Genomic DNA, 12,332 nt, shown 5'->3' with positions numbered 1-12,332 from the left:
GATCTGCGGCCATGGCGAAGGCAAGGCGGAACGCATCGGCCGCGCACGGAATCCGGAGCATGGACACCGGCCGGACACGCTCCCAGGATCGGGCCATGACCTTCTCGCTCCTCGGCCGCTGCGCGCGCACGGGCATGATCGGCGCGGCGGGCGCCACCTCCGACCTCGCCGTCGGGGCGCGCATCCAGCACGTGGTACCGGGCATCGGGGCGGTGCTGACGCAGCACCGGACCGATCCGCGCCTGGGGCCGCGCGGGCTGGCGCTGCTGCGAAGCGGCTGCACGGCGGAGGCGACGGTGGCGGCGCTGGTGGCCTCCACGCCCCACGCCGAGTGGCGGCAGCTCGCCGCGCTGGACGCGGCCGGGGGCACGGCGCACCACCACGGGGCGCGGGTGAAGCCGGAGCGGGAAGCGGCCCACGGGCGGGACTGCGTGGCGCTGGGCAACATCCTGGCGAGCGAGGCGGTGCCGGCGGCGATGGTGCGGGGCTTCGAGGCGGATCCCGGGGCGCCGCTGGGGGACCGGCTGCTGGCGGCGCTGGCGGCGGGCGAGGCGGCGGGGGGCGAGCACGGGCCGGTCCTCTCGGCCGTGCTGGAGGTCTGGGGGGAGGAGGACTTCGCGCTGGCCGACCTGCGGGTGGACCGCGCGACCGATCCGGTCGCGGAGCTGGCCGGGCTGTGGCGGGACTGGGCGCCGAAGATCGACGAGTTCGTGCTGCGGGTGCTGGACCCGGATCGGGCGCGGGGCGGGGCCGCCGGCTCGCTCCCCGCGCAGGGGGGCGCCGCTTGAGGCGCCGTGACATCGCCGCGGGAGTTGGGGCCGGGATCGGCGCCGCCTCCCTTTCAGCCGGAGCTCCCATGGCCCAGGACGCCGGCCCGCCCCCGATGATCGGCGCCATCACCGAGGTGCCGGGCATCCGCGTCGGCCACTTCACGGAGGCGCGGCGGCCGACGGGCTGCACCGTGATCCTGGCGGAGGAGGGCGCGGTGGCCGGTGTGGACGTGCGCGGGGCCGCCCCGGGCACGCGGGAGACGGACCTGCTGGACCCCGCCAACCTCGTGGAGAGGGTGCACGCCGTGCTGCTCTCCGGCGGCTCCGCCTTCGGGCTGGACGCGGCGTCGGGGGTGATGCGCTGGCTGGAGGAGAGGGGAATCGGCTTCGCGGCCGGGCCGGCGCGGGTGCCGATCGTGCCGGCGGCGGTGCTGTTCGACCTGGCCGTGGGGGATCACCGGATCCGCCCGGACGCGGCGGCGGGCTACGCGGCCTGCGAGGCGGCCTCGGCCGAGGCGCCGGCGGAGGGCAGCGTGGGGGCCGGCACCGGGGCGACGGTGGGCAAGCTCTACGGCATGGCGCGGGCCATGAAGGGCGGGATCGGCACGGCCTCGGTGCGGGTGGGGGCGATCACCGTGGGCGCGATCGTGGCGGTGAACGCGGTGGGGGACGTGATCGACCCGCGCACCGGCGCCGTGCTGGCCGGCGCGCGGGACGCGGAGGGGCGGCGCCCCATCGGCGCGACGGAGGCGGTGCTGCGGGGCGAGCTGCCGCCGCCGATGCAGGCGGGCATGGCCACCACCATCGGCGTGGTGGCGACGGATGCCACCCTGACGAAGGCACAGTGCCGGCGCCTGGCCGGGGCCGCACATGACGGGCTGGCCCGCAGCATCGACCCCATCCACACCATGTCCGACGGGGACACGATCTTCGCCCTGGCGACCGGAAGGAGCGGGCTGCCGGGGAACATGATGGCGCTGGGCGCGATCGTGCCGCGGGTGATGGCGGCGGCGGTGCAGCGCGCCGTGCGGGCCGCCCGGGCGGTGGGGGGAAGCCCGCCGGGAATGCTGGAGCTGGGCTAGGGGCCGTTCCCGGCCGGGGCTGCCGCGCCCCGCCCGGCCCTCGCGCCCCCGCCCCTCAGGTGCTGGCGCTGGTGCCCCAGCCGCGCTGCCGGCGCCGCCGCCCGACGAGGAAGGCGACCACCGCCGCGATCGCGAGGAGGACGATCATGACGATCGGCGGCTGGGAGAAGCTGTCCGGCCAGACATAGGGGATCACCGCCAGCAGGACGAGGAAGATGACGATACCGACGACGCTGCGGAGCATGGTCCGGGTTCCCTAGCCCATGTGCTGGCCGAGGAAGGCGAGGGCACGCCCCTCCGCCAGCTCGGTTGCCGCCGGATCGTAGCTGCCGCGGTCCTCGCAGGCAAAGCCGTGGCCGGCGCCGGGATAAACGAAGACCTCCACGCCGGGCTGCGCCTGCCGCACCAGCTCCACGTCCGAGAGGGGAATGCTCCCGTCCTCCGCCCCGAAATGGAGCTGAACCGGGCAGTTCGGCGCTTCCGTCCGCGTTCCCGCGATGCCGCCGCCGTAGTAGCCGACCGCGGCGCGGAAGGCGCGGGAGCGGGTGGCGCCCCACCAGGCGATCGTGCCGCCCCAGCAGTAGCCGATGATGCCGCGCGCGGCGCCGGCCGGCAGGGCGGCCGCCGCGGCCTCCACGTCCAGCATCACCTTGTCGTCCGGGACCATCTTCCGCAGCGCCAGGCCGCGGTCCCGGTCCGCCGCCTCGTAGCCGAGCTCCACGCCGCGCTCCGCCCGGTCGAACAGGGCGGGGGTGATCACGGCCCAGCCGAGGCTTCCCAGATGGTCGGACAGGCGCCGCATGTGGGGGTTCACCCCGAAGATCTCCTGCACCACCACCAGCGCGCGGGCCGCGTCCGCGGGACCGGCCCGCCAGGCCGAGAGGCGGTGGCCGTCGGCGGCGGTCAACTCGATCTGCATGATGGCATCCCCGGAAGCGCGCGCTATCCTGCGGCCATGGCCGAGATCGTCAACCTGAACCGGGCCCGAAAGGCGCGCGACCGCGCGGCGGCGGAGACAGAGGCGGCGGCCAACCGCGCGGCCCACGGGCGCACCCGGGCGGAACGGGCGAAGGACGCCGAGGCGAAGGCGAAACGGGACGCGCTGCTGGACGGGGCGCGGCTGGAGAAGCCGGGCGGAGAGTGAAACCGGTGCGGTCGGGGTGCTGCCGGGTCCGGAACCAGGGGGCGCCGCCCCCTGGAACCCCCGCCAAGGGCCTGAGGCCCCTGGACCCCCATCTGGCTGCCGCCGCGCCGTCCTGGGACGGTATTTCTGCGGGACAGGCCCCTTCCTGCCCTGTAAGTCGCCTCGGGTCATCGACCCGAGGCGCACCGGCAGCAGGGTGAGACCAAAGCCTAGAAGAAGATGATGGTGAGGGGTCCGGGGAAAGGAAGAATTCCTTCTTCCTCTCCCCGGGACATCCCGTCAGCCCTCCTTCTTGGCGACCAGCCCACGCACCTCGTCCATGGCGTCCGAGAAGCGCCGGTTCAGCACCGTCAGCGCCTCGGAGTTGGACTTCTGGATGAGGTCGGCCAGCTCCTTCATGTTCGTCACGGCCTTCTCGTAGCTGGACTTCAGCATCTCGGCCTGCTTGGCCGCCTGGTCCTGGGGCGTCCCGGTGGTGGCGCCGCGGACGGCGTCCGTCATCTCCGCCATGGACTGCTGCAGGATCTCCATGTGGCGGCGGGCCACGGCCTGGGCGCCCTCCAGGGCCACGCGGTTGGCGGCGGAGAGGGCTTCCAGGTTCCGGCGCTGGGCGTCGGCCAGGGCCTGCACGTCCATCATCGGCAGTCGCATCTCGGACAGGAGGCGCATCGGGTCCATCTCCGGCGGGAAGGTGGGGCGGTCGGACATGGTCGTTCCTCCTTGAGCGATTCGCCGCCATCCTGGCCCGCCCCGCCGGGCCGCGTCCAGCGACGGAGCGATGTCAGGCGATGGGAAGGGGCCCCGATCCGCCCTTCTTGCGCGGCGGGGTCGGGGTGGGCGGCGTCTCGGGGCCGGATGCGCTGGGCGGGACGGGGCCGGCGGGCGGGGGCGCCTCGCCGGGGACGGCGCCGGGCGTGCCGCCCTCGCCGGGCTGCTCCGGGCCCGCGGCGGCGTCGGCCAGCATGATGCCGGTGTCGGCCAGGGGGGGATCGACGATGTCGGGCGGGGTGGAGTCGGCGCCCTCCACCGGGCTGCCCCCCGGGCTGCCCCCCGAGGTGCCCATCGGGCTGTCCATCGGGCCGGGAAGCGGCTCCTCCTCGGTCAGGCGCAGGGTGCTGGCCACCTTCTCCGCGCGGTCCAGCGCGCGGTCCAGGGCGGCCATGGTGGGGCCGAGGTCGACGCTCTCATCCCCCTCCCAGGCGCGGGCGACGGAGAGCCAGACGCCGACAAGGCCCTGCACGCGCAGCGCGCCGGTGATCCCGGCGGTGGAGACGCCCGCGCCCTCCAGCGTCCAGGCCATGGAGGCCATGAGGATGGGGGAGAGGAGGAGGGCGGAGAGCGGGTCCCGCATCAGGTCCCGCTGCATCCGCAGGATCCCCTCCCGGTGCGGCTGCAACGCGTCCAGCCGGCGCATCAGCAGGTCGAACACGCGGTCCCGCGCGCTGCCGAAGCCGGTCTGGCCGGGGACGGTGCCCTCGAGCACCGCCTGGTCCACCGTGCGGGCATGGGCGCGCAGCAGGTCCACAGGGGTGGGGTAGCGGCCGCGCAGGTCGGACAGGGTCTCCCCGCTCTCGGCCGCGATGCGGGCGAAGGTGGTGCCGTGCCAGCCGTGCTGGGCCACCACGCGCCAGAAGGCGTCGAGAAGGGCCGGGGAGGGGGCGTCGCGCGTGTCCATCGCCCTGCAAGATGGCCCATATCCCGGATGGATCAACCGCAGGGGTTGGGCCGGAGTCGCGCCCGGGGCGCGCGGCCGGAAACGGCGGCCGCGCTGGCCGCCTTCGCCAGGGCGGGGCGTGCCGCGGGGATCCCGCGGGCGCCCCGGCCCGCCCGCCTCAGGCGCCGAGTTCGGCCGGGGTGAAGCGCCATCCCGCGTCGCCGGAGGGCGGCTCCACGAAGAGGGGGAGCGCGTTGGGGGTGCGGATGTTCGCCTCCAGCCCCGCCGCCTGACGCACGGCGCGCCAGAGGGCGCCGTGCGCCACCACCAGCACCGGGCCGGGGCTGGCGGTGGCGCGGTTGATGGCGCGCACGGCGCGCGCCCGCAGGTCGGCGAAGGGCTCGCCGCCCTCGGGGGTGGAGAGGCCGTCGATCCAGTCCTGGAACCAGCCGGACATTTCCTGGCCCTCCTGCACGCCGAAGGCGCATTCCTGCAGCTCCGGGTCCAGGGCCACGGGCAGGTCCAGCCGCGCCCCCACGACCTCCGCCGTGACGCGGGCGCGGGTGAGGGTGCTGGCGTGGATGGAGCGGATGCCCTTGCCCACCAGCGCCTCCGCCGCGCGCCCGGCCTGGGCCAGGCCGACCGCGTTCAGCGGGATGTCCACCTGCCCCTGGGAGAGCATGCGGGCGTTCCAGTCCGTCTCGCCGTGGCGCAGGAACCAGAAGGGGGCGGGGTTCAGCTCGGCCATGGGGGCGGGCGCCGGCACGGGGTGGCCGCTCAGGCCGCCATGCCTTCCTGCTCCAGCGCGCGCTTCACGGAGGGGCGCTCCATCATCGCCTTGAAGTGCGCGTCCAGCTTCGGCGGCAGGGTCTGGCCGACGCGCTTCACGTGCCAGTACTCCACGAAGAAGAGCGCGGCGTCGGCGATGGAGAAGCCGCCCGGCAGCACCCAGGTCTCGCCGCGCCAGTTCTTCTCCAGCAGGTCGAAGTACTTGGCGGCGTTGGCCCGCGCCGTCTCCACCGCCTTCGGGTGGTCCTCCTCGCGCCCGCTGTACATGTTCGGGCGGAACTGGCGGGTGAAGGCGTGGGGGTGGACGGTGCCGGTGATGTAGTCCGTGGCCTCCACCGCGCGGGCCATGCCCAGCGGGTCCTTCGGCATCAGCCCGGCCTCCGGGTTGGTGGCGGCGAGGTAGGCGGCGATGGCCGCCCACTCCGTCAGCGCCGGGCCCTCGTCGCCGAGGTCCAGGGCCGGCACCTTCGACTTCGGGTTCACCGCCACGTAGTCCGGCCCGTGCTGGGCGTTGCTCTTCATGTCCACGAGGGAGAGCTCGTAGGGCTTGCCGATCTCCTCCAGCAGGATGTGGATCCCGACGGAGCAGGCACCGGGGGCGTAGTAGAGCTTCATGGCGGGTTCCTCGGCCGTTTCCTGATAGCGCGCGACCGGCCCGGCGGGACCGCCAGGGCCTGGATCGCGCGGCGGGGCGCGGGCAGGAGGTTGGCCGGAAACGCGGGAGGGATGAAGGGGGCGGGCGCCGGATTCCTACGGCATCATTCCTGCAGCATCTCCGGACGGAAGCGGCGCCGCAGGTTCAGCGGGTCTCCCGCCACCATGAACTGGCCGCCGCCGCGGTAGTGGACCGTCTTCGGGTATTTCGGCGAGCGCGGCGCGTGCGCCTTCACCACCTCCAGCACGAAGAGGCTGTACTTCCGCACCATCGCCGTGTCCGCCACGCGGCACTCCAGGCAGGCGAAGCACTCCCCGATCAGCGGCGCCGCCACCCTCTCGGCGGGCTCGGCGGTCAGCCCGAAATGGGCGAACTTGTCCAGTTCCGCGCCCGAGACGTTGCCGATCCCCACCACCGTCTCCGCCAGGTCGAGGCCGGGGACGTTGATCACGCACTCCCCGGACCGCCGGATCATCTCCCGGCTGTGGTTCGCCTCCCAGATGTAGCAGCCGACGAGGGAGGGGCTGAACCCCATCACCATGTGCCAGCCCATCGTCATGATGTTCCGCCGCCCCTTCCAGGCGGAGGAGACGAGCACGATCGGCCCCGGCTCGATGAAGCGCCGGACCTGGTCCACGGGAAAGTCCTGCTTGCGGATGGGCTTCACGCCGCGCCTCCTGCGATGGGATGCGCGGCGTGAACGGCCGGGGGGCAGCGGCGATGCCGGGCGGTCAGGCCGGGTGCGGCGCGGCGTTGCGCAGGGCGGCCCATTGCAGGCCGCCGAAGGCGGCCACCACCACCCCCTGCGCCAGCACGAAGGCGGCGCCGAGCGCGTTGGGATGCACCCAGCCCAGCGTCAGGACCAGCCCGCTCTCCACCGCCCAGAGCGCGTTGATCGCCACCACGGCGAGCACGAGGCGGCGCGGCGGCGCGGCGCGCAGGCCGAGCCAGAGGACGAAGGCGGCGTAGGGCAGCAGCACCGCCCCCGCGCCGCCCAGCAGCCCGGGCGGAAGCTGGGTGAGGGCAGAGAGAGGCCCGGCGGCCAGCAGCGCCAGGGCGCCCGTCGCACCGCTCGCCACGGCATCCAGCAGCAGCGCGTTGCGGAGGAGGGAAGGGGAGGAAGCGTGCATCGGTTCGGCTCCGTTCGGCCGGCGGGGTTGCCGGTGGGCCCAACCTGTTCCCCGGCGGTGGCGCGGGTCGATGACCTCGGAGGTCATGGAGCCGGTGCGGCCGCCGCTAGGCTCGCCCCATGAGCACGCATCGCGCCCCGATCGGCGACCATCTCCGCGCCTGGCGCCAGCGCCGGCGGATGAGCCAGATGGACCTGGCGCTGGACGCGGAGATCTCCACCCGGCACCTGAGCTGCCTGGAGACGGGCCGCGCCATGCCCAGCCGCGCCATGGTGCTGCGGCTGGCGGAGCAGCTCGAGGTGCCGCTACGGGAGCGGAACCTCCTGCTCGCGGCTGCCGGCTTCGCCCCGGCCTATCCCGAGCGCGGGCTGGAGGACCCGGCCATGCGCCCGGCCCGCGCGGCGGTGGAGGCGGTGCTGGCCGCCCATGCGCCGAACCCGGCCCTGGCGGTGGACCGGCACTGGAACCTCGTCTCGGCCAATGCCTCCGTGGGCGCGCTGATCGCGGGCGCCGACGCCGCGCTGCTGGCGCCGCCCGTAAACGTGCTGCGGCTGGTGCTGCACCCCGGTGGGCTGGCGCCGCGCATCGTCGATCTCGGCGCGCTGAAGCAACACCTGCTGGCACGGCTCGCGCGGCAGGCCACCGTGTCGGGCGATCCCGCGCTGGCGATGCTGCTGCGGGAGCTGCGCGACCTTCCCGCGCCGCCGGGCGGGGTGGAGGAGCCGGAGGCGCTTGCCCTGCCGTTCAGGATCCACGCGGGGGAGGCGGTGCTGTCCTTCCTGACCACCACGATGGTCTTCGGCACGGCGCACGAGGTCGCGCTGTCCGAGCTGACGGTGGAGACCTTCTTCCCGATGGACGAGGCGACGCGCGAGGCGCTGCGCCGCCTCCCGGGAGTTAGTTGAACAGGGTGGAGACCGAGGATTCCTCGGAGATGCGGCGCATCGCCTCCGCCAGCAGCGGCGCGACCGTCAGCTGCTTGATGTTGGAGGAGACGCGCACCGCCTCCGTCGCCTGGATGCTGTCCGTGCAGATGAGCTGCTGGATGGGCGCCGCGCCGATGCGCGCCACGGCGCCGCCGGAGAGCACGCCGTGCGTGACGTAGACGGAGACGGAGTGCGCGCCGTTCTTCAGCAGGGCCTCTGCCGCGTTGCAGAGCGTGCCGCCGGAATCCACGATGTCGTCCACCAGGATGCAGTCGCGGCCGGAGACGTCGCCGATCACGTTCATCACCTCGGACACGCCCGCGCGCGGGCGGCGCTTGTCGATGATCGCTAGGTCCGTGTGCAGGCGCGTGGCGATGGCCCGCGCCCGCACCACGCCGCCCACGTCGGGGGACACCACCATCAGGTCGCGGCCCTTGTAGCGGTCCTGGATGTCGCGGGCGAAGAGCGGGGCGGCGAAGAGGTTGTCCACGGGGATGTCGAAGAAGCCCTGGATCTGCCCAGCGTGCAGGTCCAGCGTCAGCACCCGGTCAGCCCCCGCCTGGGTGATGAGGTTCGCCACCAGCTTCGCGGAGATCGGCGTGCGGGGACCGGACTTCCGGTCCTGCCGCGCGTAGCCGAAATAGGGGATCACGGCCGTGACGCGGCGCGCGGAGGCGCGGCGCAGCGCGTCCAGCGTGATCAGCAGCTCCATCAGGTTGTCGTTCGCCGGGTAGCTGGTGGACTGGATGACGAAGACGTCCTCGCCCCGGATGTTCTCCTGGATCTCCACGAAGATCTCGAGGTCCGCGAAGCGCCGGACGGAAGCCTGGGTCAGCGGCAGGTTCAGGGCCGCGGCCACCGCCTCGGCGAGCGGGCGGTTGCTGTTGCAGGCGAGAATCTTCATCCGCAGGAAATCTCCGGGCGCGCCGCTGGACGAGTCACGGGACAGGCGGCGTGGGGCGGCGGCGGGATAGCAACCGTGGGCCGCCAAGTCCATGCCGGAGCCGCCCCGGACCCGGGCAGGGCCGCCCCACGCACGGCGCATGCCAAGCTGGATGCCGGTGTCCCGGTCTCACGGGATCGTTTGCCGGTGAAGAGGGTGCGTGAGGGCCCAGGGGCGCTGCCCCTAGGGCCATGGGAGCTACCAGTCCAGGACAGGCATCCAGCCCGGCTTACCGGGCCGGTGCCCCCGCGGCTGGCGGGGCCTCGGGCGCCGGCGCTGGCCGGCGCGCGGCCGCTTCGCCCAGGCCGCCGGCATTGGCGATGATGTCCCGCACGGCGGCGGAGGCCTCCTGGGTCACCACGTAGGCGACGTCGCCCCAGAGGCCGTTCAGGCTGCCCGCCGGCACCTCGTTCAGCTGCAGGGCCTGGCCGAGGTCGTGGCCGTCCCGTCGGCGGACGAGCCACTGGATCTCCACCCGCTGCTTGCCGCCGGCCGTGGGGGCGAGGGTGACCTTCCCGGCGAGGGAGAAGGCCGCGCCCTCCGCCCCGTCCTGCACCACGAGGCCCTTGGTGGCGAGGAAGTCCCGCATCCGCGCGGCGAGGGATTCGTTGCCGTCGCCCGGCGCGCCCTGCACGCCGGTGAAGCGCACGCGCGGGGGGCCGCCGCTGCCGTTGAAGGGCACCGTCTCGGCCGCGCGGCGCGCCGCCTCGCCGCGGGTCAGCAGGGCGGTGACGAGCTCGGCGTCGCGGGCGGCCACGCGGTGCAGGGTCTCGGTCCGCGCCTCGCTCCACTCCCGCACGGGCACGGGGGCGCCGCGGGCCTGGCCGAGCACCTTTCCGTCGGCGTCCACCACGGAATAGGCGGGGGTCACGCCGCGGCCGTCCTGCTCCGCGGTGACGTCCAGGCGCCAGTCCAGGGGGGCGGGGGCGCCGGCCACCACGGGCACCTCGGCGCCTTCCAGGGCCTCGGTCATGGCGGTGGCGAAGTCGGTGGAGGCGACGTCCGTCAGCAGGGCCGCGCTCGGGGGCGGCACGGCGATGCGGTAGGCGGGCGGCGCGGACAGGCGGCGGGCCATGGTGCCGGGATTGCCCCGGAAGGGCTGCGGCAGCGGGCCGCAGGCGGAGAGCAGCGCGAGCGGCAGGAGGAGGGCGGCGATGCCCCGTGGGACGGCGCGCATCCGCTCAGCCGGTTGCGCGAGGGGCGGGCGCGGGCACCGCGGGGGTGGGGAGGTGGGGCATGCCGGGCGCCTTATCCACGGAGCCAGGGCCGGGCGCTACCCCGGGCGCGCGAAGCGCTGCCCCCGGGCGCGCGAAGCGCTGCCCCCGGGCGCGCGAAGCGCTGCCCCCGGGCGCGCGAAGCGCTGCCCCCGGGCGCGCGAAGCGCTGCCCCCGGGCGCGCGAAGCGCTGCCCCCGGGCGCGCGAAGCGCTGCCCCCGGGCGCGCGAAGCGCTGCCCCCGGGCGCGCGGCGCCTACCCTGGCAGCGCGATGGCGGAGAGCTGGTGCCCGATCGGCCCGCCCCCCTCCAGCGTGCGACGGCGGTGGGAGAAGAACCTCTCCTCCTCCGCCCGCGTGTCGTTCGGCAGCGCCTCCGCGGCCACGCCCGCGGCCGCCAGGCGGGCCAGGATCAGCCCGGCCATGTCGAACTGCCAGTGGCCCTCCCGCGTGCCGGGGGCGAGGAAGCGCTCCCCCTCCGGATCGGTCGCCATCAGCTCCGCCCGCAGGTCGGCGCCCACCTCGTAGCTCGGCTGGCGGATGCAGGGGCCCAGCGCGGCCGCGATGTCGGCCCGGCGCGCGCCGAGGTCCTCCATGGCGGCCACCGTCGCCTCCAGCACACCGGCCAGGGCGCCGCGCCAGCCGGCGTGGCAGGCGCCCACCACCCCCGCCCGCGGGTCGGCGAAGAGGACGGGGCCGCAATCCGCCGTCACGATGCCCAGCGTCACGCCCGGGCGGTCCGTCACCACCCCGTCCGCCTTGGGGCGGGAATCGTGGGCGATCGGTTCCCGCGCCACGGCCACCGCGACGCCGTGGACCTGGAACAGGCCGGAGAGGCCCGCCGGGGATGCGCCGATGGCCTGCATCGCCAGGGCCCGGTTCTCCTGCACCAGGGCCGGGTCGTCGGCGGAGGAGAGGGAGCAGTTCAGGCTGGCGAAACGGCCGGAGGAGACGCCGCCGCGGCGGGTGAAGAAGCCGTGCCGCATCCCGGCGAGGGAGGGGGCGGTGAGGAATTCTGCGCTCATGCGGCCTCGAAACCCGGCGGGGTGGAGAGGCCGGGATGGCAGAGGACGAGGGCCTTGAACAGGCGCCCCATTGCTTCCGGCGCGGTCAGGCGGGTGGCGGCCTCGATATGGCGGGCGCCCCGGCCCGGTTCGGTGGCGGCCAGGGCCGCGGCCCGGCTGTGCAGCCCCAGTCGCGACAGGAACACGCCCTGCGGCACCGGCCCGTGGAAGGCCGCCTCGGCGGCCTGGGCGGCGCGGGCGAGGGCGGCGAAGTCCACATGGGCGGTCAGGTCGGCAGCGCCGGGGTCGGCCAGGGGATCGGCCGCCTCCCGGCCCCGGATGGCCTGCAGGCTGTCCCCCGGCCCGCTCTCGCCCGGCCCGTAGTCGAGGAACAGCGCCGCGCCGCCCCCGGCCGCCAGGCGGGCGCCGAGCGCGGCGGCGATCGCCAGGGCGGGCTCGTTCACCTCCCGCACCTCGCCCTCCTCCCCCGCATCAGGGAAAGGGGCGTCCGGGGCGGGGCGCTCCACGAAGGCGGCGCCGGCCACGAAGCGCTCCATCCACGCCCCGTCCCGGCGGACGAACTGGCGGATGGGCAGGGCGTCCAGGAACTCGTTCGCCAGCAGGATCACCGGCCCCGGCGGCAGGGCGGCGAGGCTGTCGTGCCACGTCGCATCCGGCAGGCGGGCCGCCTGCGCCGCGCGCAGCAGGGGGGAGGTCTCGATCAGGTGCAGCCGCAGGGCGCGGGCGAAGTCCGGCACCATGCCGCGGATGGCGCGCAGGGCATCGGCCATCAGCGTGCCCCGGCCCGGCCCGGCCTCGGCCAGGATCACGGGGTCGGGCCGGCCCATCATCCCCCACGTCACCGCCGCCCAGAGGCCGAGGCACTCCCCGAAGGCCTGGGTGATCTCCGGCGCGGTGGTGAAGTCCCCCGCCGCGCCGAAGGGGTCCCGCGCGGCGTAGTAGGCGGCGTTGGCCCGGGCCATGAAGGCGTCCAGCCGCTCCTCGGCGGCGGGTGGGGGAGCG

Annotated in this window: 16 protein-coding genes; 4 read left to right on the top strand and 12 right to left on the bottom strand. The window is 75.1% G+C overall.

Annotation, left to right across the window (positions count from 1 at the left end):
* Nucleotides 1-95 precede the first annotated feature (95 nt).
* Together VQH23_RS03795 and VQH23_RS03790 are read left to right on the top strand one after the other, a co-directional pair.
* Complete coding sequence (locus VQH23_RS03795; protein WP_338664286.1) at nucleotides 96-788, top strand: DUF1028 domain-containing protein; 693 nt, start codon at nucleotides 96-98, stop codon at nucleotides 786-788.
* 68 nt (nucleotides 789-856) lie between these two features.
* Nucleotides 857-1,852, top strand: coding sequence for a P1 family peptidase (locus VQH23_RS03790; RefSeq protein WP_338664285.1), 996 nt, complete (start codon nucleotides 857-859; stop codon nucleotides 1,850-1,852).
* Nucleotides 1,853-1,907: 55 nt separating this feature from the next.
* On the opposite strand, the gene VQH23_RS03785 is transcribed toward VQH23_RS03790, so the two are convergent.
* Both VQH23_RS03785 and VQH23_RS03780 read right to left on the bottom strand, forming a co-directional pair.
* Complete coding sequence (locus VQH23_RS03785) at nucleotides 1,908-2,096, bottom strand: hypothetical protein (protein ID WP_338664284.1); 189 nt, start codon at nucleotides 2,094-2,096, stop codon at nucleotides 1,908-1,910.
* Between the two features lie 12 nt (nucleotides 2,097-2,108).
* Entirely contained in the window at nucleotides 2,109-2,771 is a 663-nt protein-coding gene (locus VQH23_RS03780) for a dienelactone hydrolase family protein (RefSeq protein ID WP_338664283.1), read from the bottom strand.
* 36 nt (nucleotides 2,772-2,807) lie between these two features.
* Between VQH23_RS03780 and VQH23_RS03775 the strand changes: the two genes are divergently transcribed.
* The gene (locus VQH23_RS03775) at nucleotides 2,808-2,996 is read left to right on the top strand and encodes a DUF4169 family protein (RefSeq protein ID WP_338664282.1); all 189 of its coding nucleotides are present in this window, start codon (nucleotides 2,808-2,810) and stop codon (nucleotides 2,994-2,996) included.
* 279 nt (nucleotides 2,997-3,275) lie between these two features.
* Here the strand turns inward: VQH23_RS03775 and VQH23_RS03770 are convergent, their stop codons facing one another.
* The 6 genes from VQH23_RS03770 to VQH23_RS03745 all read right to left on the bottom strand — a co-directional run bounded on the left by VQH23_RS03770 (nucleotide 3,276) and on the right by VQH23_RS03745 (nucleotide 7,224).
* Complete coding sequence (locus tag VQH23_RS03770) at nucleotides 3,276-3,704, bottom strand: TIGR01841 family phasin (RefSeq protein WP_338664281.1); 429 nt, start codon at nucleotides 3,702-3,704, stop codon at nucleotides 3,276-3,278.
* 73 nt (nucleotides 3,705-3,777) lie between these two features.
* A complete protein-coding gene (locus VQH23_RS03765; RefSeq protein WP_338664280.1) occupies nucleotides 3,778-4,671 on the bottom strand; it encodes a TetR family transcriptional regulator in 894 nt (297 codons plus the stop codon).
* 157 nt (nucleotides 4,672-4,828) lie between these two features.
* The gene (locus tag VQH23_RS03760; protein WP_338666050.1) at nucleotides 4,829-5,398 is read right to left on the bottom strand and encodes a histidine phosphatase family protein; all 570 of its coding nucleotides are present in this window, start codon (nucleotides 5,396-5,398) and stop codon (nucleotides 4,829-4,831) included.
* Between the two features lie 29 nt (nucleotides 5,399-5,427).
* Entirely contained in the window at nucleotides 5,428-6,054 is a 627-nt protein-coding gene (locus VQH23_RS03755; protein WP_338664279.1) for a glutathione binding-like protein, read from the bottom strand.
* A gap of 143 nt (nucleotides 6,055-6,197) precedes the next feature.
* A complete protein-coding gene (locus tag VQH23_RS03750) occupies nucleotides 6,198-6,761 on the bottom strand; it encodes a flavin reductase family protein (protein WP_338664278.1) in 564 nt (187 codons plus the stop codon).
* A 64-nt stretch (nucleotides 6,762-6,825) separates the two neighbouring features.
* Entirely contained in the window at nucleotides 6,826-7,224 is a 399-nt protein-coding gene (locus VQH23_RS03745) for a hypothetical protein (RefSeq protein WP_338664277.1), read from the bottom strand.
* A gap of 119 nt (nucleotides 7,225-7,343) precedes the next feature.
* On the opposite strand from VQH23_RS03745, the gene VQH23_RS03740 reads away from it, so the two are divergent.
* Nucleotides 7,344-8,129, top strand: a complete 786-nt coding sequence (locus VQH23_RS03740) for a helix-turn-helix transcriptional regulator (protein ID WP_338664276.1) — start codon at nucleotides 7,344-7,346, stop codon at nucleotides 8,127-8,129.
* Here VQH23_RS03740 and VQH23_RS03735 read toward each other — a convergent pair.
* From VQH23_RS03735 to VQH23_RS03720, 4 genes are all read right to left on the bottom strand, one after another.
* A complete protein-coding gene (locus tag VQH23_RS03735; RefSeq protein ID WP_338664275.1) occupies nucleotides 8,122-9,054 on the bottom strand; it encodes a ribose-phosphate pyrophosphokinase in 933 nt (310 codons plus the stop codon). The two genes, VQH23_RS03740 and VQH23_RS03735, sit on opposite strands and share 8 nt — an antisense overlap.
* A 268-nt stretch (nucleotides 9,055-9,322) precedes the next feature.
* Complete coding sequence (locus VQH23_RS03730; protein WP_338664274.1) at nucleotides 9,323-10,270, bottom strand: hypothetical protein; 948 nt, start codon at nucleotides 10,268-10,270, stop codon at nucleotides 9,323-9,325.
* 292 nt (nucleotides 10,271-10,562) lie between these two features.
* Nucleotides 10,563-11,330: a peptidoglycan editing factor PgeF gene (pgeF, locus tag VQH23_RS03725; protein ID WP_338664273.1), complete on the bottom strand. Its 768-nt coding sequence runs from the start codon at nucleotides 11,328-11,330 to the stop codon at nucleotides 10,563-10,565.
* The gene (locus VQH23_RS03720) at nucleotides 11,327-12,292 is read right to left on the bottom strand and encodes an SAM-dependent methyltransferase (protein WP_338666049.1); all 966 of its coding nucleotides are present in this window, start codon (nucleotides 12,290-12,292) and stop codon (nucleotides 11,327-11,329) included. The genes pgeF and VQH23_RS03720 overlap by 4 nt, the downstream gene beginning before the upstream one ends.
* Nucleotides 12,293-12,332: the final 40 nt, after the last annotated feature.

The sequence above is a fragment of the Pararoseomonas sp. SCSIO 73927 genome, assembly GCF_037040815.1.
In the GTDB taxonomy this organism is placed as follows: Bacteria; Pseudomonadota; Alphaproteobacteria; order Acetobacterales; family Acetobacteraceae; genus Roseomonas.
Note: the sequence above shows the minus strand (reverse complement) of the source record. Positions and strands in the feature narration are given on the sequence as shown.